15 protein-coding genes are annotated in these 19,065 nt (G+C 71.1%); 8 read left to right on the top strand and 7 right to left on the bottom strand.

Features of this window, described 5'->3' with window-relative positions; translation table 11 throughout:
- Window positions 1-287: 287 nt before the first annotated feature.
- The 7 genes from ACIHEI_RS20275 (at window position 288) to ACIHEI_RS20305 (ending at window position 7,400) form a co-directional block, all read left to right on the top strand.
- Complete coding sequence (locus tag ACIHEI_RS20275; protein WP_387646499.1) at window positions 288-1,019, top strand: LuxR C-terminal-related transcriptional regulator; 732 nt, start codon at window positions 288-290, stop codon at window positions 1,017-1,019.
- Window positions 1,020-1,221: 202 nt separating this feature from the next.
- On the top strand, window positions 1,222-2,457 hold the full coding sequence (locus ACIHEI_RS20280) for an HRDC domain-containing protein (RefSeq protein ID WP_392951682.1): 1,236 nt from the start codon (window positions 1,222-1,224) through the stop codon (window positions 2,455-2,457).
- A gap of 254 nt (window positions 2,458-2,711) precedes the next feature.
- Window positions 2,712-3,929, top strand: coding sequence for a thiolase family protein (locus ACIHEI_RS20285; protein ID WP_387646502.1), 1,218 nt, complete (start codon window positions 2,712-2,714; stop codon window positions 3,927-3,929).
- A 2-nt stretch (window positions 3,930-3,931) separates the two neighbouring features.
- Complete coding sequence (locus ACIHEI_RS20290; RefSeq protein WP_392951679.1) at window positions 3,932-6,058, top strand: 3-hydroxyacyl-CoA dehydrogenase NAD-binding domain-containing protein; 2,127 nt, start codon at window positions 3,932-3,934, stop codon at window positions 6,056-6,058.
- A 109-nt stretch (window positions 6,059-6,167) separates the two neighbouring features.
- Complete coding sequence (locus tag ACIHEI_RS20295) at window positions 6,168-6,533, top strand: hypothetical protein (protein WP_396607576.1); 366 nt, start codon at window positions 6,168-6,170, stop codon at window positions 6,531-6,533.
- 70 nt (window positions 6,534-6,603) lie between these two features.
- Entirely contained in the window at window positions 6,604-6,780 is a 177-nt protein-coding gene (locus tag ACIHEI_RS20300) for a hypothetical protein (protein ID WP_396607577.1), read from the top strand.
- A 41-nt stretch (window positions 6,781-6,821) separates the two neighbouring features.
- Window positions 6,822-7,400 carry an alpha/beta fold hydrolase gene (locus ACIHEI_RS20305; RefSeq protein ID WP_396607578.1) on the top strand — a complete coding sequence of 193 codons (579 nt, stop codon included), beginning with the start codon at window positions 6,822-6,824 and terminating at the stop codon, window positions 7,398-7,400.
- Window positions 7,401-7,407: 7 nt separating this feature from the next.
- On the opposite strand, the gene ACIHEI_RS20310 is transcribed toward ACIHEI_RS20305, so the two are convergent.
- The 7 genes from ACIHEI_RS20310 to ACIHEI_RS20340 form a co-directional block, all read right to left on the bottom strand.
- Window positions 7,408-7,860 carry a hypothetical protein gene (locus ACIHEI_RS20310; RefSeq protein ID WP_396607579.1) on the bottom strand — a complete coding sequence of 151 codons (453 nt, stop codon included), beginning with the start codon at window positions 7,858-7,860 and terminating at the stop codon, window positions 7,408-7,410.
- Between the two features lie 7 nt (window positions 7,861-7,867).
- Complete coding sequence (locus ACIHEI_RS20315) at window positions 7,868-9,385, bottom strand: ArnT family glycosyltransferase (protein WP_392951669.1); 1,518 nt, start codon at window positions 9,383-9,385, stop codon at window positions 7,868-7,870.
- A gap of 135 nt (window positions 9,386-9,520) precedes the next feature.
- Complete coding sequence (gene dxs, locus ACIHEI_RS20320) at window positions 9,521-11,422, bottom strand: 1-deoxy-D-xylulose-5-phosphate synthase (protein ID WP_387646516.1); 1,902 nt, start codon at window positions 11,420-11,422, stop codon at window positions 9,521-9,523.
- Between the two features lie 206 nt (window positions 11,423-11,628).
- A complete protein-coding gene (locus ACIHEI_RS20325; RefSeq protein WP_392951665.1) occupies window positions 11,629-12,885 on the bottom strand; it encodes a sugar ABC transporter permease in 1,257 nt (418 codons plus the stop codon).
- Window positions 12,882-13,670 carry an ATP-binding cassette domain-containing protein gene (locus tag ACIHEI_RS20330; protein ID WP_396607580.1) on the bottom strand — a complete coding sequence of 263 codons (789 nt, stop codon included), beginning with the start codon at window positions 13,668-13,670 and terminating at the stop codon, window positions 12,882-12,884. Before ACIHEI_RS20330 ends, ACIHEI_RS20325 begins: the two co-directional genes overlap by 4 nt.
- Before the next feature lie 140 nt (window positions 13,671-13,810).
- Complete coding sequence (locus ACIHEI_RS20335; protein WP_387646521.1) at window positions 13,811-14,905, bottom strand: sugar ABC transporter substrate-binding protein; 1,095 nt, start codon at window positions 14,903-14,905, stop codon at window positions 13,811-13,813.
- Between the two features lie 189 nt (window positions 14,906-15,094).
- A complete protein-coding gene (locus ACIHEI_RS20340; RefSeq protein WP_387646524.1) occupies window positions 15,095-16,264 on the bottom strand; it encodes an ROK family protein in 1,170 nt (389 codons plus the stop codon).
- A 159-nt stretch (window positions 16,265-16,423) separates the two neighbouring features.
- On the opposite strand from ACIHEI_RS20340, the gene pepN reads away from it, so the two are divergent.
- Window positions 16,424-18,988, top strand: a complete 2,565-nt coding sequence (gene pepN / locus ACIHEI_RS20345; RefSeq protein WP_396607581.1) for an aminopeptidase N — start codon at window positions 16,424-16,426, stop codon at window positions 18,986-18,988.
- The last annotated feature ends 77 nt before the right edge of the window (window positions 18,989-19,065 follow it).

The raw sequence follows: 19,065 nt of genomic DNA on the forward strand, positions 1-19,065 counted from the left end.
CGCGACCACCCGCAGGGCTGACGAAGTGTGACTTCGTGGACGCTCCCGGTCGGTTACCCGACCGTTCATGATCACCGGGCTGCCGAAATCGATCGGATCTGTGCGATTTCCGGGCAGGTCGTACCGGTCGCCTGCTCGATTTGTCCGTATTGTTACTCACCAGATCGTGATCACTTGCTAAAGCCGGTCACGGTTGATGCCGAAGGTGTCAGTGACCCTTTCCAGATGCGGAACACTCCGACCGCCCCCTCGGGGTTCCGTCCGCCACTCCCCGCAGGAGGCCCCAGGTGTCGGTCCTTCTTGAGCACCCAGCAAACGTGGTCGCCTACCGTCCGACGAAGCCCACCGCCATGGTGGTCATCGCTGATCCCCGGGTCCGGAACACGGTGACCCGGCATCTATGGGCGCTCGGCGTCCGTGACGTCATCGAGGTCTCCTCGATCGCCGAGGCCCGACCCCGGATCTCCAACCCGCGAGACATCTGCATCGCCGATGTCCACCTCCCCGACGGCTCCGGCCTGACCGTCCTGGCCGAGACCCGCGCCGCGGGCTGGCCGAACGGCCTGGCACTGTCCGCCGCCGACGACATCGGCGCGGTCCGCTCGGCCCTGGCCGGCGGCGTCAAGGGATACGTGGTCACCGGTACCCGCACCGGCATGCCGATGCCGGGCCGTCCCGGACTGCCGATCGGTGCCGGCCTGGCCGGCCGGATGCGGCGCCCCGGGATCCCCGGCCACCACCACCCCGGCATGCACGGCGCGCCGGGCCAGTCCGGCGCCGCCCCCGGCGCTCCCGGTGCGCCCGGCGCGCAGCCCTCCGCCTACCGGGAACTGTCCGGCCGCGAGGTCGAGGTGCTTCGGCTGGTGGCCGAAGGCCAGTCGAACAAGGCGATCGGCGTCGCGATGGGCCTGTCCGCGCTCACCGTGAAGAGCCACCTGGCCCGCATCGCCCGCAAGCTCGGAACCGGCGACCGGGCCGGGATGGTCGCCGTGGCGCTGCGCACCGGAATCATCCACTGATCCGCATCGTCCCTGGTGGCGGCCCGGAGGAACGTTTCCTCCGGGCCGTTCCCGCGCCCCCTCCCGACGGCCCGTCACCCCGCCCCCACCGCCCCGCTCCGACCTCCGGAACGACCCGCCCGCCCCGGACGGCCCGGGTCCGAACATGGTCCGACCAGTCGGACAACACTCCCGGCGGCGGCACACGACGTACCCTTGGGGGGTGACCGACGCCGTAGCCTCCATCCCAGAAGAGATCGCCCCGGTTCCGCTCCTCGAACCCAGGGACGGACTCCCACCGGTGGTGTCGGACCCAGCGGCACTCGCCGCCGTCATCGCGGCCTTCCGCGCCGGCACCGGCCCCGTCGCCGTCGACGCCGAACGCGCCTCCGGCTACCGCTACGGCCAGCGTGCCTACCTGATCCAATTGCGCCGCAAGGGCGCGGGCACCGCGCTGATCGACCCGATCGCCTGCCCCGACCTGTCCGTGCTGGACGAGGCCATCCACGACACCGAGTGGGTCGTGCACGCCGCCACCCAGGACCTCCCGTGCCTGTTCGACGTCGGCATGCACCCCGGCGTGCTGTTCGACACCGAACTCGCCGGCCGGCTCGCCGGCTTCCCCCGGGTCGGCCTCGGCCCGATGACCGAGAACATCCTCGGCCTCTCGCTCGCCAAGGAACACTCCGCGGTCGACTGGTCCACCCGCCCGCTGCCCGAGCCCTGGCTGCGCTACGCCGCGCTCGACGTCGAGGTGCTGGTCGACCTGCGCGACGCGCTGGAGACCGAACTCGACCGGCAGGGCAAGCTCGACTGGGCCCACCAGGAGTTCGCCGCCCTCGCCGCCGCCCCCCGCCCCGCACCCCGGGTCGACCCCTGGCGGCGCACCTCCCAGCTGCACAAGGTCCGCCGTCGCCGCCAGCTCGCCGTGGTCCGCGAGCTCTGGCTGACCCGCGACCGGATCGCCCGCGAGCGCGACGTCTCCCCCGGCCGGGTGCTGGCCGACACCGCGATCGTCAACGCGGCCCTCGCGATGCCGCTGAACGCGCCCGCGCTGATCGCCGTCCAGGGCTTCGGCCCCCGGGTGAACCGGCGCCAGCTCGAGCAGTGGCTGGGCGCGATCGAACGCGCCCGGGAGATCCCGGAGAACGCGCTGCCCTCCGCGACCGCCCCGCACGACGGGCCGCCGCCGCCGCGCGCCTGGGCCGAGAAGGACCCGGTCGCCGCGGCCCGCCTCACCGGCGCGAGGGCGGCTGTCGCCGCGCTCGCCGAGCAGCACCACCTGCCCGCGGAGAACCTGATCACCCCCGACCTGGTCCGCCGCGTGTCCTGGGAGCCGCCGGCCCGACCCGACGCGACGTCGATCGCCGACGCGCTGCACGCCCTGGGGGCCCGCGCCTGGCAGACGGAGCTGGTCTCGCCGGCGCTCGCGGAGGCGTTCAGGACGGCGGAGGGCTGAGCGCTCAGGGGCGCGGGAACTGCGCGACAAGCGCAGGCCACGTCCGTAGGGTCGCGAGCACGTGCAAGGCACTGCCCTGCGTCGCGATCTTGCGGTCGGGTGCCTTCCGCTTCGCGCAGTTCCCCGCGCCCCTGGTTGCGCATCCCACTTCTTCGGCTCCTTGCCCACCGTTGTTACTCGTGGGTAGATTGGTCGCGTAGCAGCGTCGCTGATTTGCGCGCTCGCCCCGCCATCCCCCTGGGAGGAGAGCCCCCGTGCCTCGTACCGCGAGGGACGTCGTCTTCGTCGACGGCGTCCGCACCCCGTTCGGCAAGGCCGGCCCGAAGGGCATGTACCACGAGACGCGGGCGGACGACCTGGTCGTCAAGTGCATCCGCGAGCTCGTGCGTCGCAACCCGAACCTGCCGGTCGAGCGGATCGACGAGGTCGCCGTCGCGGCGACCACCCAGATCGGTGACCAGGGTCTGACCATCGGCCGTACCGCCGCGCTGCTCTCGGGTCTGCCGAAGTCCGTTCCGGGCTACGCCATCGACCGGATGTGCGCGGGTGCGATGACGGCCGTCACCACCACCGCGGGCGGCATCGCGTTCGGCGCGTACGACGTGGTCGTGGCCGGCGGCGTGGAGCACATGGGCCGGCACCCGATGGGCGAGGGCGTGGACCCGAACCCGCGGTTCGTCTCGGAGAAGCTGGTCGACGAGTCCGCCCTGTTCATGGGTATGACGGCGGAGAACCTGCACGACCGCTTCCCGCACCTCACCAAGGAGCGCTGCGACGCGTTCGCGGTGCGCTCGCAGGAGAAGGCCGCGAAGGCGTACGCCAACGGCGACATCCAGCCGGACCTGGTGCCGATCGCGATCCGCAACACCAACCCCGAGATCGGCGAGACCGGTTGGGGCCTGGCGACCACGGACGAGCCGATGCGCCCGGGCACCACCATGGAGTCGCTGGCCGGCCTGAAGACCCCGTTCCGTCCGCACGGCAACATCACCGCGGGCAACGCGGCGGGCCTGAACGACGGTGCGACCGCCTCGCTGCTGGCCGCCGAGGACGTGGCCCGCGAGCTGGGCCTGCCGATCAAGATGCGCATGGTGAGCTTCGCGTTCGCGGGCGTCGAGCCCGAGGTGATGGGCATCGGTCCCGTCCCGGCGACCGAGAAGGCGCTGGCCAAGGCCGGTCTGACCATCGACGACATCGGCGCGTTCGAGGTCAACGAGGCGTTCGCCGTCCAGGTGCTGGCGTTCCTGGACCACTACGGCATCGCGGACGACGACGAGCGGGTCAACCCGTACGGCGGCGCGATCGCGTTCGGCCACCCGCTGGCCTCCTCCGGTGTGCGTCTGATGACCCAGCTGGCCCGCCGCTTCGAGCAGCGCCCGGACGTCCGCTACGGCCTGACCACCATGTGCATCGGCTTCGGCATGGGCGGAACCGTCATCTGGGAGAACCCGCACTTCGAGGGTGGTAAGTGACCATGAGCACCACTGAGATGCTGCAGCGCGCCGCCGAACTGTTCCCCGGCGAGGTCGTCACCACCGCGCACGTGCGCCACCTGGACCTGCCGCTGCAGGCCGGCAAGCTGGCGCTGATCACCCTGGACAACGGGTTCGACCACACCAAGCCGACCACCTTCGGCCCGGGCTCGCTGGCGAAGCTGTCCGAGGCGCTGGACCAGGTCGAGGCCGAGGCCGCCGAGGGCAAGGTGGTCGCCGTCGCGATCACCGGCAAGCCGTTCATCTTCGCGGTCGGCGCCGACCTCAAGGGCGTCGAGGTGCTCAAGGAGCACGCGGACGCGCTGGCCATCGGCAAGGGCGGCCACGACGTCTTCAAGCGGATCGCCGCGCTGCCCGTCCCGTCCTTCGCGTTCTACAACGGCGCGGCGATGGGCGGCGGCGTCGAGGTCGGCCTGCACTGCTCCTACCGCACCGTCAGCGCGGGCGTCCCGGCGTTCTCGCTGCCCGAGGTCTTCCTCGGCCTGGTGCCCGGCTGGGGCGGCTGCACCCTGCTGCCGAACCTGATCGGCCCGGCCAAGGCCGTCAAGGTCATCGTCGAGAACTCGATGGCCCAGAACAAGCAGCTCAAGGGCAAGGACGTGTTCGAGCTGGGGATCGCGGACGCGATCTTCGAGCCGGCCGACTTCCTGGAGCAGTCGCTGCTGTGGACCGCGAAGGTCCTCAAGGGCGACGTGGTCGTCGAGCGCGAGGAGTTCGACCGCGGCAAGGCGTGGGACGACGCCGTGCTGTGGGGCCGCTGGGTCGCCGACGCCAAGGTGCACGGGGCCGCTCCGGCCGCGTACAAGGCGCTCGACATCATCCAGCAGGTCAAGGACGGCGACCTGCAGGCCGGCTTCGACGCCGAGGACGCCGCGCTGGCCGACCTCATCATGAGCGGTGAGCTGCGCGCCGGCCTGTACGCCTTCAACCTGGTGCAGCGCCGCGCGAAGAAGCCGTTCGGCGCGCCGGACAAGTCGCTGGCCCGCCCGGTCACCAAGGTCGGCGTGGTCGGCGCCGGTCTGATGGCCTCCCAGCTGGCGCTGCTGTTCGCGCGCCGCCTGGAGGTGCCGGTGGTGCTCACCGACATCGACCAGGAGCGCATCGACAAGGGCGTGGGCTACGTCCACGGCGAGATCGACAAGCTGCTGGCGAAGGGCCGCATCGGCGGCGACAAGGCCAACAAGCTCAAGGGCCTGGTCTCCGGCCACCTCGACAAGGCCGTCGCGTTCGGCGACGCGGACTTCGTCATCGAGGCCGTGTTCGAGGAGATGGGCGTCAAGCAGAAGGTGTTCGCGGAGCTGGAGGCGGTGGTCTCGCCGACCACCATCCTGGCCACCAACACCTCCTCGCTGTCGGTCACCGAGATGGCCTCCAAGCTCCAGCACCCCGAGCGCGTGGTCGGCTTCCACTTCTTCAACCCGGTCGCGATCCTCCCGCTGCTGGAGATCGTCCGGGCCGAGAAGACCGACGACGCCTCGCTGGCCACCGCGTTCGGTGTCGCCAAGAAGCTGAAGAAGACCGCGGTGCTCACCAAGGACGCCCCGGCGTTCGTGGTCAACCGCATCCTGACCCGCTTCATGGGCGAGATCCAGAACATCATCGACGAGGGCACCTCGTTCGAGACCGTCGAGGCCGCGGTCAAGCCGCTCGGCCTGCCGATGTCGCCGATCGCCCTGCTCGAACTGGTCGGCCCGGCCATCGCCCTGCACGTCTCCGAGACGCTGCACGGCGCGTTCCCGGAACGGTTCACCGTCTCCGAGAACCTCGGCAAGGTCGTCAAGGCCGGCAAGCGCGGCTTCTACATCTGGCAGGACGGCGCCCAGGTCCTCGACCCCGAGGTCCTCGCCCTCCTCACCTTCGGCGACTCCGTCCTGACGGAGGACCAGGTCCGCGCCCGCGCCCTGGACGCCGTCGCCCAGGAGATCGGCCTGATGCTCGACGAGGGCGTCGTCGGCGAGGCGCAGGACATCGACCTGTGCATGATCACCGGCGCCGGCTGGCCCTTCCACCTCGGCGGCATCACCCCGTACCTCGACCGCGAGGGCGTCTCCGAGCGCGTCAACGGCAAGAAGTTCCTGGCCCCCGGCCTGGCTTCGATCCCCGCCTGACGCGAAGCGTTCCGTCCACGGGCGGGCAGCACTCCCCCACGGGGGACGGCTGCCCGCCCGTTGGCGTACCGGGGACTACGCTGGACCGGGCCGATCCAGGAAGGACCTCATGACCGCGCAGCCCGACCACTCGGCGCACCCCGACGACGAGCTGATCCCGCGTCCCCAGAAGACCCCCGACGCCCTCCGGGCGGCCCTGGCAACGGTCGCCCCGCACCGGCTCCCGGAGATGGCGGAGCAACAGGACGAGGCCTTCGCCCTCGCAGTCCGAGACGGCTCCATCGACCCCCTCCGGGTCTTCCTGAACACCTGGGCCGCCCACATCGAGGTCGCCCGCCACCTCGACACCGCCGCCCGCATGCGCGCAGCCGAACACGCCGTGCAGACCCTGGACCGCGACGATCCCCGATGGAGCGAAGCCATCCGCGTATGCCTGGAGATCTTCAACCGGGCCTACGCGGCGGTGAACGGATGACCTGGTCCTGGGAGTACCACCCGGACGAGCAGTAGTTTGCCGCCGAAGCACCACTGGCCTCCTGGCCAAGGTGGAGCAACGCGCCGACGAGCTGGTCCGCGCCGCTGAAGCCCGCTATCTCGACGGCACGGGCTACCAGGGCCCCGGAGAGGCCATGAAAACTGCTGCCGTCACCAACGGCTTCTTTGTCTATTTCGTCGCTCCCCGTCAGCAGCGGGTCTACGTCTGCCAGGTCACCGGTCTGTAGCCCAGTATGCTGCCGAGCTTCTGCGTGGAGGGGGTTGGCCGGTGCTGGTGCTGGTGCATGGCGGGTTGTGGGACGAGGAGATGGACGGGGAGCGGTTCTGGGGGCGGACCGGGGTGGTGGCCGGGCTGCGGGATGCGGGGCTGGGGGTGGTGGCGCCGGATCGGGTGATGCGGGTGGGGAGTTGGGGGGCGGAGGCGGAGCATCTGGTGGCGGGGTTGCCGGACGGGCCGGTGGTGGTGGTCGGTGGGTCCAACGGGTGCTCGGTGGCGGTGCGGATGGCGCTCGCGGTGCCGGAGCGGGTGCGGGGGCTGGTGCTGGCGTGGCCGGCGACGGCGGGGGATGTGCGGGTGGACGGGCGGTTGCCCGTCGAGGTGGCGCCGCTGCTGGGCGGTGGGGTGCTGCGCGGGGTCGCGGACGAGGAGTTGGCGGGGCTTCGGGTGCCGGTGGGTGTGCTGCCGTCGGTGCCGGAGGGTCTGGTGCACCAGCGGCGGACGGCGGACGGGCTGCTGGGGCTGATCCCGGGGGCGGTGAAGTTGCCGGGGTGTCCGGAGCCGCCGCATCCGGCGTTCCGGCCGGAGGGGCTGGTGGCGGCGCTGGCGGGGTTCGCAGCGGGGTGCTGACCGGAGGTCAGGCTTCGTCGAGCCAGTCCTCAAGGTGGCGGTGGCGGCCGAGGCCGACGGCGTCGAACTCGTCGCGGTGGCCGTCGGCGCGGGCTCCGAGGTGGCGCAGGACCTGGGAGATCGGGCCGCGGCGGCGAGCGGTGGTGGGGCCCACGGCGAGCGCGCCGTCGAGCCAGACGGCGGCGCGCTGCTCGCCGGTGCCGCCGAAGACGTCCGCCTCGACGTACGCGACCGGGCCGGTGGCGGACCAGGTGGCGAGGGTGTGGTGGAAGCCGCCGGGAAGCTTCCGGAAGCCGGGGTGGGCGGGGGTGCCGTCCATCACCGCGTCGTGCAGGTCGTCGGTCATCGGCAGCAGCGCGAGGCCCTGGGCGAGCGGGACGACGTGGGCGTCGGGAAGGTCGGCGGTGGCGGCGCGCAGCAGGGGTTCGGCCGCGATCACGGCCTCCAGGTGGTAACCCACGGCGGGTCTACTTCTTCTTCAGGCGGTAGATGACGGTGTCCCCGGTGACGCCGACGACCTCGTAGTGGGTGTTGAGCAGGGTGGCGATGCGGGGCACCATGTCGGGCTGGTAGGGGGAGGTGCCGGAGTCGTCGACGACGACCTCGGGGAAGCCGTTGGTGGAGATCTCGTTGTCGAAGGTCTGCCAGGCCTCGGCGACGGAGTACTGTTCGCCGACCTTGTCGGCGCCCTTGCCGCCGCTGAAGTTGGTGAGGAAGCCGGCGGTGAGGTAGCGGGTGGCGGGGCGTCGGTCGGCGAGCCAGTAGAGCTCGGGGTGCATGCCCCAGATCAGGACGGTGTCCTTGGGGGTGGTCTGGGCGGCGACGGCGGTGGCGACCTCGGTGGACTGGGTGAGGCGCTGGCCGGGCCAGAGGACGGCGAGGCCGCAGAAGAAGCTGCTGGCGAGGGCGGAGTAGATCAGGACCGGCCGCCACGAGATCGCGGAGGTGGCGACGGCGCCGACGCCGAGCAGGACCAGTGGGGGCATCAGCTGGAGGTAGTAGTGGCCGAAGAAGTGGAAGCCGACGGAGACGGCGATCACCGAGGAGACGAGCCACATCCACAGGTCGACGGTGGAGCCGTGTTCGGGTCCGCGGGCGGGGACGGGTCGTCGGCGGTGGCGCAGCCACAGGCGGTGCGCGAAGGGCAGCAGGAAGGCCAGTCCGGCGCCCATCAGGATGGCCGAGTTGCCGAGCGCGCGGCCGATCATCTGCGGCCAGTTGGAGCCGAGGCCGGCGTAGTCGCCGGAGCCGGTGACGACCCAGAACAGGAAGCCCTTGGGTTTGGTGAGGATGACGGCGACCAGCGCTATCGGCAGCGCGAACCCGAAGCCGATCTTGGCGAGTGCGGGGGGCCAGCGGACGCCGCGGCGGCGGGTGTCCTGGAGGAGCATCCACAGCACGGGGAGCATGACGGCGCCGCCGGTCTGCTTGGTGAGCGAGCAGAGCGCGACCGCGATGCCGGCGGCCAGCCAGCGGCGGCGTTCGGCGTAGCGGAAGGCGGCCACCATGGCGGGCAGCATGAAGACTTCGAAGGTCGCGGCCTGGGTGTCCTCGGGCGAGAGTCCGATGGAGACCAGCAGGTAGAGGATGCCGGCGCAGCGCCCGGCCTTGTCGCCCCAGCGGCCGCGGGCCAGCGAGGCGAGCAGGATGGCGGTGGTCAGGTGGGCGACGATCGCGAGGGTGCGCAGCGGCCAGAGCGAGGCGGAGCCGAAGAGCGCGAAGCAGGCTTCGTACAGCCAGGGCAGCAGCGGGGGTTTGCGGTCGACGACGGTGTCGTAGAGCACGCCGCCGTCGGCGAGCATCCGGGCCTGGGTGGCGAGGTAGCCCTCGTCGGGGCTCCACACGGGGCGCAGGAAGGACGGCAGGTGGGTCAGGGTGGCCAGCACGGCGAGCAGCGGGACCAGTCTGGTCCAGTACCCGGTGCGGAGGCGCTCTGGGAGGCGCTCGGCAAGGGCACGTGGGCTGCTCGTGAGGGTGAGGGACACGGGTGACAACCTACCGGGCGTGGACGGGCGTAGTCAGTGGCAGTCAGCGAATGGGTGTGACTGTCCGACAATAAGCGCACCGCCACGGGACTGAAATGCGGTCCCGTGACGGTGCGCTGGGGGGATTTCCGGTGGTCAGCTCCGGGCGAAGGAGCGGGTGGTGACCAGTGCTTCGATCTTCTTGGCGATGGCGGGCGCGGTGAGCCCGATCTCCTCGAGGATCTCGCCGCGCGAGGCGTGGTCGAGGAACTCCTGCGGGATGCCGAAGTCGCGCAGCGGCACGTCCACGTCCGCGTCGCGCAGCGCCTGGGCGATCGCGGAGCCGACGCCGCCGGCCCGGCCGTTGTCCTCGACGGTGACCACCAGGCGGTGCTGCGCGGCCAGGCCCGGCAGCGCGGCGTCCACCGGCTTGACCCAGCGCGGGTCGACCACGGTGCTGGTGATGCCCTGCTCGGCGAGCAGCTCGGCGGCCTCCAGGCAGGTCGGGGCCATTGCGCCGATCGAGACGATCAGCACGTCGGCGACCTCGTCCGCGGTGCCGTCCTCGGGGCGGCGCAGCACGTCCATGCCGCCGACGGTGCCGACGGCGGGGACGGCGGGGCCGACGTTGCCCTTGGAGTAGCGGACCACGGTGGGGGCGTCGGCGACCTCGACGGCCTCGCGCAGCTGGAGCCGGACCTGCTCGGCGTCGCGCGGGGCGGCGAGCCGCAGGCCGGGGACGACCTGCAGGATCGACATGTCCCACATGCCGTTGTGCGAGGCGCCGTCGGTGCCGGTGACGCCGGCCCGGTCGAGCACGAAGGTGACGCCGAGCTTGTGCAGGGCGACGTCCATCAGGACCTGGTCGAAGGCGCGGTTCAGGAACGTCGCGTAGACGGCGACCACCGGGTGCAGGCCGTTGGTGGCCAGGCCGGCGGCGCAGACGGCGGCGTGCTGCTCGGCGATACCGACGTCGAAGATCCGGTCCGGGTAGGCCTTGGCGAACGGGGCCAGGCCGACGGGGTGCAGCATCGCGGCGGTGATGGCGACCAGGTCGCGGCGCTCGCGGCCGAGCGCGACCATCTCCTCGCCGAACACCGACGTCCAGTCCTTGCCGGAGGTCTTGACCGGCAGGCCGGTGTCGGGGTGGATCACGCCGACCGCGTGGAAGCGGTCCTCGTCGTTGTTCTCGGCGGCGTGGTAGCCGCGGCCCTTCTCGGTGATGCAGTGCACGATGACCGGGCCGCCGAAGTTGCGGGCCTTGGTGAACGCGGACTCCAGCGCCTGCAGGTCGTGGCCGTCGATCGGGCCGAGGTACTTCAGGCCGAGGTCCTCGAACATGCCCTGCGGGGCGATGAAGTCCTTCAGGCCCTTCTTGGCGCCGTGCAGGGTGTCGAACATCGCCTGGCCGACCACGGGGGTGCGCTGCAGCGCGTCCTTGCCCCAGGACAGGAAGCGCTCGTAGCCCTGGGTGGTGCGCAGGGTGGCGAGGTGGTTGGCGAGGCCGCCGATGGTCGGCGAGTAGGAGCGCTCGTTGTCGTTGACGACGATGACGACCGGCAGGTCCTGGCTGTCGGCGATGTTGTTCAGCGCCTCCCAGGCCATGCCGCCGGTGAGCGCGCCGTCGCCGATCACGGCGACCACGGGGCGGTCCTTGTGGCCCTGGATCTTGTTGGCCTTGGCGAGACCGTCGGCGTAGCCGAGGACGGTGGAGGCGTGCGAGTTCTCGATCACGTCGTGCTCGGACTCGGCGCGCGAGGGGTAGCCGGACAGGCCGCCCTTCATCTTCAGCCGGGAGAAGTCCTGGCGGCCGGTCAGCAGCTTGTGGACGTAGCTCTGGTGGCCGGTGTCGAACAGGATCCGGTCGCGCGGCGAGTCGAAGACCCGGTGCATCGCGAGGGTCAGCTCGACCACGCCGAGGTTCGGTCCGAGGTGACCGCCGGTCTTGGAGACCTCCTCCACCAGGAAGGCGCGGATCTCCTCGGCGAGTGCCGACATCTGCGCGGGGGTGAGTCGATCGAGATCGCGCGGTCCCCGAATACGGGTCAGCAGGGCCACCCGTTCCTCCTCGTCCAAGTTCTCGCGCCCGCATGGGCCCGGAGGGCGTACGCCCCGCTTGAGTCTAATTGCCATTACCCGGGCGTAGTGCGGCGGGCAACCCCGATCCCCTGTTCGGATGGGCGGGGCCGAAAAGCACCGAACCGCGCGACCGGCCCCGGTATAACGGGGAGGTGTGCCGGTCGCGCGGTTGCGGGTGGTGCGGGTCAGCCGCGTCCGTTGGACTTCTGGGTGCGGCGGGAGACCGAGTCCAGGACCACCGCGGCGAGCAGCACCGCGCCGGTGATCATGTACTGGATGGCCTGCTGGGCGTGGACCATGTCCAGGCCGGTGGTGATCGACTGGATGACCAGGATGCCGAGCAGCGCCGACCAGGTCTTGCCGCGGCCGCCGAACAGGCTGGTGCCGCCGATGACGGCCGCCGCGATGCAGTTCATCAGCACGTTGGCGCCACCGAGGCCCTTGTCCGCCGAGCCCTGCTGGGAGGCGATGAACAGACCGCCGAAGCCGGCCAGGCCGGCCGAGATCATGTACACCGAGGTGCGCACCCAGGCGACGTTGATGCCGGCCCGGCGGGCCGCCTCGATGCCGCCGCCGACCGCGAAGATCTGCCGGCCGTAGGTGGTGCGGCGGAGCACGAAGTCGGCGATCGCGACGACGCCGACGAACAGCACCAGCGGCAGCGGGAGGCCGCGGTCCTGGTTGAACATGTAGGCGACCAGCAGCACGACCACGGCGAGCACGCCGGTGCGCAGCGCGATCTCGGCGATCGGGCGGGCCGGCAGGCCGGCGGCCGTGCGGCGGCGGGCGTCGAGCAGCTGGCCGGCCCCGAACAGCGCGATGGCGAGGATCGCCGCCAGCCAGGCCCAGATGATGTCGCCGTCGCCGAAGAAGTAGGTGTCCAGGTTGGCGATGACGCCGTCGTTGAGGTTGTTGACGGTGCCGAGCTTGCCGATGACCAGGTCCTGCAGGCCGCTCCAGGCGAGCATGCCGGCCAGCGTGACCAGCAGCGCGGGCACGCCGATCTTGGAGAAGAAGAAGCCGTGCAGGGCGCCCATGGCGACCGCGGCGGCGATGCCCAGCAGCACCGCCAGCCACTCGTTGACGCCCTGGCGGACGGCGAGCACCGAGGAGATCGCGGCGGTGGCGCCGGCCACCGAGCCGAGCGACAGGTCGATCTCGCCGAGCAGCAGCACGAAAACCACGCCGGTGGCGATCAGGCCGGGGCCGACGATCCACTTGGCGATGTTGGTGAGGTTGTCGGCGTTGAGGAAGGAGCCGGTCTTCCACTGGAAGATGGCGGCGATGATGATCAGGCCGACCACGACCGGCAGCGAGCCGAGCTCGCCGCCGCGGATCTTGCGGCCGAACTCGTCGAGGTAGCCGGCCAGGCCCTCCTTGCGGACCAGCAGGCGCGGGTCGACGGCGGGCGGGGTGGGCGTGGTGGGGGTTTCGGTGCTCACTTGGCGTCCTCCGCGATACGGGCCTGACGACGGGTCACCGCGTTGTCGGTGGCGCCGGTGATGGCGGAGATGATCTCCTCGTGCGAGGTGGTGGCCACCTCGAAGCTGCCGTTGTTGCGGCCCAGGCGGAGCACCGCGACGGTGTCCGCGACGGCCTTGACGTCGGCCATGTTGTGGCTGATCAGGATCACGCCGAGGCCGCGCTCGCGCAGCCGCTCGACCAGGTCGAGGACCTGGGCGGTCTGCTCGACGCCGAGGGCCGCGGTGGGCTCGTCCAGGATGACGATCTTCGGGTCGCCGACCAGGGCGCGGGCGATCGCAACCACCTGGCGCTGGCCGCCGGACAGGCCGGCGATCGGGATCCGGACGCTGGGGATGCGGATCGACAGGGTGTCGAGGAGTTCCCGGGCGCGCTTCTCCATGGCGACCTCGTCCAGGGTGCCGAAGCGCTTGAGCTCGCGGCCGAGGAACAGGTTGCCGACCACGTCGAGGTTGTCGCACAGGGCGAGGTCCTGGTAGACGGTCGCGATGCCGAGCGTCTGGGCGTCGTGCGGGCGGCCGATGGTGACCGGCTTGCCCTGCCACTCGATGACGCCCTCGTCGATCGGGTGGACGCCCGCGATGGTCTTGACCAGGGTGGACTTTCCTGCGCCGTTGTCGCCGACCAGGGCGACGACCTCGCCCGCGTGGACCTCCAGCTGCACGTCGGTGAGTGCCTGGACGGCACCGAAGCGCTTGGAGACCCCGCGCAACGCCAGTACGGGTGCGCCTGTCACGTGAACCATCTCCTTGAGTTCCGTGTCGGACCTGACGTTTCCGACACGGGCGACCCGCGCGCCGGTCCGGGCGCGCGGGGTGGGACTGCTCCAACAAAAAGGGCCGGCGGGAGCTTCCGGGTGGTCAGGAAGCCCCCGCCGGGCGGGAATTACTGCAGGCCGGCCGCGGTGCAGGCGGCGGCGAAGTCGGCGGTGCAGATGTCCGCGACCTTGTACAGGTTGTCGGCGATCACGGTGTCCTTGATGTTCGCCTTGGTGACGACCTTGGGCTCCAGCAGGGTGGCCGGGATGCCCTTGTCGGTGTCGCTGTCGACGGTCGCGGTGGCGACGCCCTTGATGTCCTTGCCCTGGAGCAGGTTGACCGCGAGCTCGGCGGCACCCTCGGCCAGCGGCTTGTAGGCCTTGTAGATGGTGTAGGCCTGGTCACCGGAGACGAGGCGCTGGACGGCGTCCAGGCCCGCGTCCTGGCCGCCGACCGGGACGTTGATGCCCTGGGCCTTCAGCTGGGTGATGATCGCGCCGGCCATGCCGTCGTTGGCCGAGTAGACGGCCTGGAAGCCGTCCTTGCCGAGCGAGGAGATGGCGGCGCCGATCTTCTGGCCCGCGACGGTGGGCTTCCACTCGCCGCTCTGCTCGTAGACGACCTTCTTGACCTTGCCGTCCAGCACCTTGTGCGCGCCGGACTTGAACTTGCCGGCGTTCGGGTCGGCGTCGTCACCGTTGATCATCACGATGTTGGCGTCGGCGGCCTTGGCACCGAGGGCGTCGACCAGGGCCTGGCCCTGCAGCTCGCCGACCTTCTCGTTGTCGAAGGAGACGTAGGCGGAGACCGGGCCGGTGGCCAGGCGGTCGTACGCGATGACCTTGACGCCCTTGTCGGCGGCCTCCTTCACCCAGGACTGGGTCGACTTGGCGTCGAACGCGTCCAGGATGATCACCTTGACGCCCTGGGCGATCAGGGTGTCGAACTGCTGCTTCTGCTTCGAGGCGGAACCCTCGGCGTTGCTGTACTCGACCTTGCAGTCGGAGCAGAGCGCGTGGACCTTCGCCTCGATGAACGGCTTGTCGAACGACTCGTAACGGGTCGAGGAGGCGTTCTCCGGCAGCAGCAGGCCGATCGACTTGTTGTTGCCCGAGGCCGCGCTGTCCTTCTTGTCACTGCCGGCCTTGCCACACGCGGCCATGGTGAGGGCCATCGAGACAGCGGCGGTGCCGACGACAACGCGACGCATCATTGCGTTCATGGTGGGGGGTGCCTCCCTGACAGAGCCGCAACGTTGCGGCGAGGTGGGCAGGAGTCAACCCCGTCACCAAGCTTGTCGTCAACAAGTAAAGCATCTGGCCAGGGGATTCAGACCTTTTCGTTATCTTCCTGAAGGCTCAGTCGAGATCGGACGGCCGCTCAGGAGCCGTCCGGAACCTCTCGCACCCCGTCAGAGCCCTCCCGTCTCACCCATCTCACTCATCACCAGGGCGAGCGCCCCGAGCACCTCGGCGCGGCCGCCGAGCGTCCCCGGGACCACCGACAGCTGGCGGGCGGCGCTGGGGATGGCGTACCGGGCCACCGAGTCCCGGATCGGGGAAAGCACCAGTTCACCGGCCTCTGCCAGGTCGCCGCCGAGGATCACCCGGCGGGGGTTGAGCAGGTTGCATAGGGTGGCCACGCCCATGCCGATCTGGCGGCCGGCGTCGGCGATCACCCGGCGGCAGCCCAGATCGCCCTGCTGGGCCAACTGCACCACCTTTCCGAGTGTCAGTTCGCCCGGGTGGTTGGCGTTCAAGAGGTTGAGCAGGTAACGGGAGCCCACGTAGGTCTCCAGGCAGCCGCGGTTGCCGCAGCGGCAGACCGGGCCCGCCTCGTCCAGCGTGATGTGCCCGATCTCACCCGCGGTGCCGCCCGGGCCGCGGTAGATCTGGCCGTTGATCACCAGGCCGGAGCCGACGCCGCTGGCCACCTTGATGTACGCCAGGTCGCCCAGGCCCCGCCCGGCGCCCCACACCAGCTCGCCCAGCGCGCCCAGGTTGGCGTCGTTGTCCACGTGCACCGGCATGCCCAGGCGGCGCGCCAGCTCCTGGCCGGGCGTCACCCCGGACCAGCCGGGCAGGATCGCGGTCGAACCGAGCGCCCCGGTCTCCTGGTCGATCGGGCCGGGCACGCCCAGGCCCACGCCGATCACCTTGTCGTGCTGGAAGCCGGCCTGCTCCAGCAGCCGGGCCACCATCCGCTCGGCCAGGTCGAGGCCCTGCTGCGCGGAGACGTCCACGTCCAGCGGCTCGCTCTCCTCGGCCAGCACCCGGTGCGCCAGGTTGCCGACCGCCACCCGCAGGTGGGTGTGGCCGAAGTCGACGCCCACCACGATCCCGGCGTCCCCGCTCAGCGAGACGCTGCGCGCCCGGCGCCCGCCCGAGGAGGTGTCGGCGACCACCACGGTGCCGGACTCCTTGAGCTCCCGGACGATGTTGGACACCGTCGCGGCCGACAGCCCCGTACCCCGGGCGATCTCGGCCTGGGTCAGCGATCCGGCCATCCGCACCGCCCGCAGCACCCGTTCGAGATTCGCCCGGTGCAGCGAGGACTGCGATCCCGGTGTGTCCGTCGACATGTTCCACCCTCCAGGGCGCACTTCGTTCGTCCAAAGTTCAGCTTCAACTTGTGAACTCTATGCTCCGGTACAGATCGGAGGGGCCGTCAAGTACGAACACGGATCGTTACGCACGTGGGAGGATGCCGGTAACCGAGCCCTGACGAAGGAGTCCTGCGAGTGCCTGGCACCAACTTGACCCGTGAGGAGGCCCGCACCCGGGCCGCACTCCTGCATGTGGAGTCGTACGACATCGAGCTCGACCTGAGCTCGGCGCGCGAGGGCGGCACCTTCCGGTCCACCACCGTGGTCCGGTTCACCGCCACCGAAACCGGCGCTTCCACCTTCATCGACCTGGTCGCCCCCGCCGTCTCGGAGATCGTCCTCAACGGCCGCGCGCTGCCGCTGGAGAACTTCGCCGACAGCCGGATCGCGCTGCCCGACCTGGCCGCCGCGAACGAGCTGCGGGTGGTCGCCGACTGCGCCTACACCAACACCGGCGAGGGCCTGCACCGGTTCGTCGACCCGGCGGACGGCGAGACCTACCTCTACACCCAGTTCGAGGTCCCGGACGCCCGCCGGGTGTTCGCCAACTTCGAGCAGCCCGACCTGAAGGCCGCCTTCGCCTTCACCGTCGCCGCCCCCACCGGCTGGGTGGTGGTCTCCAACTCGCCGACCCCCGAGCCCACCGGCGACGGCGACACCCGGGTGTGGACCTTCGAGCCCACCCCGCGCATCTCCACCTACATCACCGCGCTGGTGGCCGGCCCCTACGTCGGCGTGTTCGACGCCTACGAGAACGGCGCGCAGCGCGTGCCGCTCGGCGTCTACTGCCGCCCCTCGCTGCGCGAGTTCCTCGACGCCGACGCCATCTTCGCCGTCACCAAGCAGGGCTTCGACTACTTCCAGGACAAGTTCGACTTCGCCTACCCGTTCGCGAAGTACGACCAGCTGTTCGTCCCGGAGTTCAACGCCGGCGCGATGGAGAACGCGGGCGCCGTCACCCTCCGCGACCAGTACGTGTTCCGCTCCAAGGTCACCGACGCCTCCTACGAGATGCGCGCCGCGACCATCCTGCACGAGCTCGCCCACATGTGGTTCGGCGACCTCGTCACCATGGAGTGGTGGAACGACCTGTGGCTGAACGAGTCGTTCGCCACCTTCGCCGAGGTGGTCTGCCAGGCCGAGGCGCCCGGCTCCAAGTGGCCGCACTCCTGGACCACCTTCGCCAACCAGATGAAGACCTGGGCGTACCGGCAGGACCAGCTGCCGTCCACCCACCCGATCATGGCGGAGATCAACGACCTGGAGGACGTCCAGGTCAACTTCGACGGCATCACCTACGCCAAGGGCGCCTCGGTGCTCAAGCAGCTGGTGGCGTACGTCGGCCAGGACGCCTTCTTCCAGGGCGTGCGCGCCTACTTCAAGCGCCACGCCTGGGGCAACACCCGCCTCACCGACCTGCTCGGCGCCCTCGAGGAGGCCAGCGGCCGCGACCTGCGCGTCTGGTCCAAGGCCTGGCTGGAGACCGCCGGCATCAACGTGCTGCGCCCGGCCCTCGAGGTCGCCGCGGACGGCACCATCGAGTCCTTCGCCGTCCTGCAGGAGGCCCCCGCGCTGCCCGCCGGCGCCCGCGGCGAGGCCGTGCTGCGCCCGCACCGCATCGCCATCGGCCTGTACGAACTGGTCGACGGCAAGCTGGAGCGCGCCGAGCGGATCGAGCTCGACGTCGACGGCGAGCGCACCGAGGTCCCGCAGCTCACCGGCCGCCGGCGGCCCGCCGTGCTGCTGCTCAACGACGACGACCTGTCCTACGCGAAGGTCCGCCTCGACGCCGACTCGCTGGCCGTCGTCACCGAGCACCTCGGCGACTTCACCGACTCGCTCCCCCGCGCGCTGTGCTGGGCCTCCGCCTGGGACATGACCCGCGACGGCGAACTCGCCACCCGCGACTACCTGTCGCTGGCGCTGGCCGGCCTGCCCCGCGAGAGCGACATCGGCGTGGTCCAGTCCGTGCACCGCCAGGTCAAGCTCGCCCTCGAGCTGTACGCCGACCCGGCGTGGCGCGAGAGCGGCCTGCAGCGCTGGGCCGCCGCCGCCGAGACGGCGCTGCGAGAGGCCCCCGCCGGCAGCGACCACCAGCTCGCCTGGGCCCGCGCGCTCGCCGGCTCCGCCCGCACGGACGGTCAGCTCGCGCTGCTCGCCGGGCTGCTGGACGGCACCGAGACCGTCGAGGGCCTGGCCGTCGACACCGAGCTGCGCTGGACGCTGCTCGGCCGCCTGGTCGCCACCGGCCGCGCCGACGAGGCCGCGATCGACGCGGAACTCGCCCGCGACAACACCTCCTCCGGCCAGGAGCACGCCGCCACCTGCCGGGCGGCCCGCCCGACCGCCGAGGCCAAGGCCGAGGCGTGGGAGTCCGTGGTGGAGTCCGACACCCTGACCAACTACGTGCAGGAGGCCGTCATCGCCGGCTTCCAGCAGCCCGACCAGCGGGACCTGCTCACGCCGTACACCGAGAAGTACTTCGCCTCGGTCAAGCAGGTGTGGGAGACCCGCAGCCACGAGATCTCGCAGCAGATCATCGGCGGCCTGTACCCCTCGTACGCGGTCTCGCAGGCCACCCTGGACGCGACCGACGCGTGGCTGGCCTCGGCCGAGCCGGCGCCGGCGCTGCGGCGCCAGGTCGTCGAGGCGCGGGCCGGTGTGGAGCGGGCGCTGAAGGCTCAGGCCGCGGATCACTGACACGAGGTCTGTGCTTGATGAGGGGGCCCGGGGGGACGTGTTCTCCCGGGCCTCCGGCGTGTGCGGGTGCGGGGTGG

The organism is Kitasatospora sp. NPDC051984, from assembly GCF_044593455.1.
Lineage (GTDB): Bacteria > Actinomycetota > Actinomycetes > Streptomycetales > Streptomycetaceae > Kitasatospora.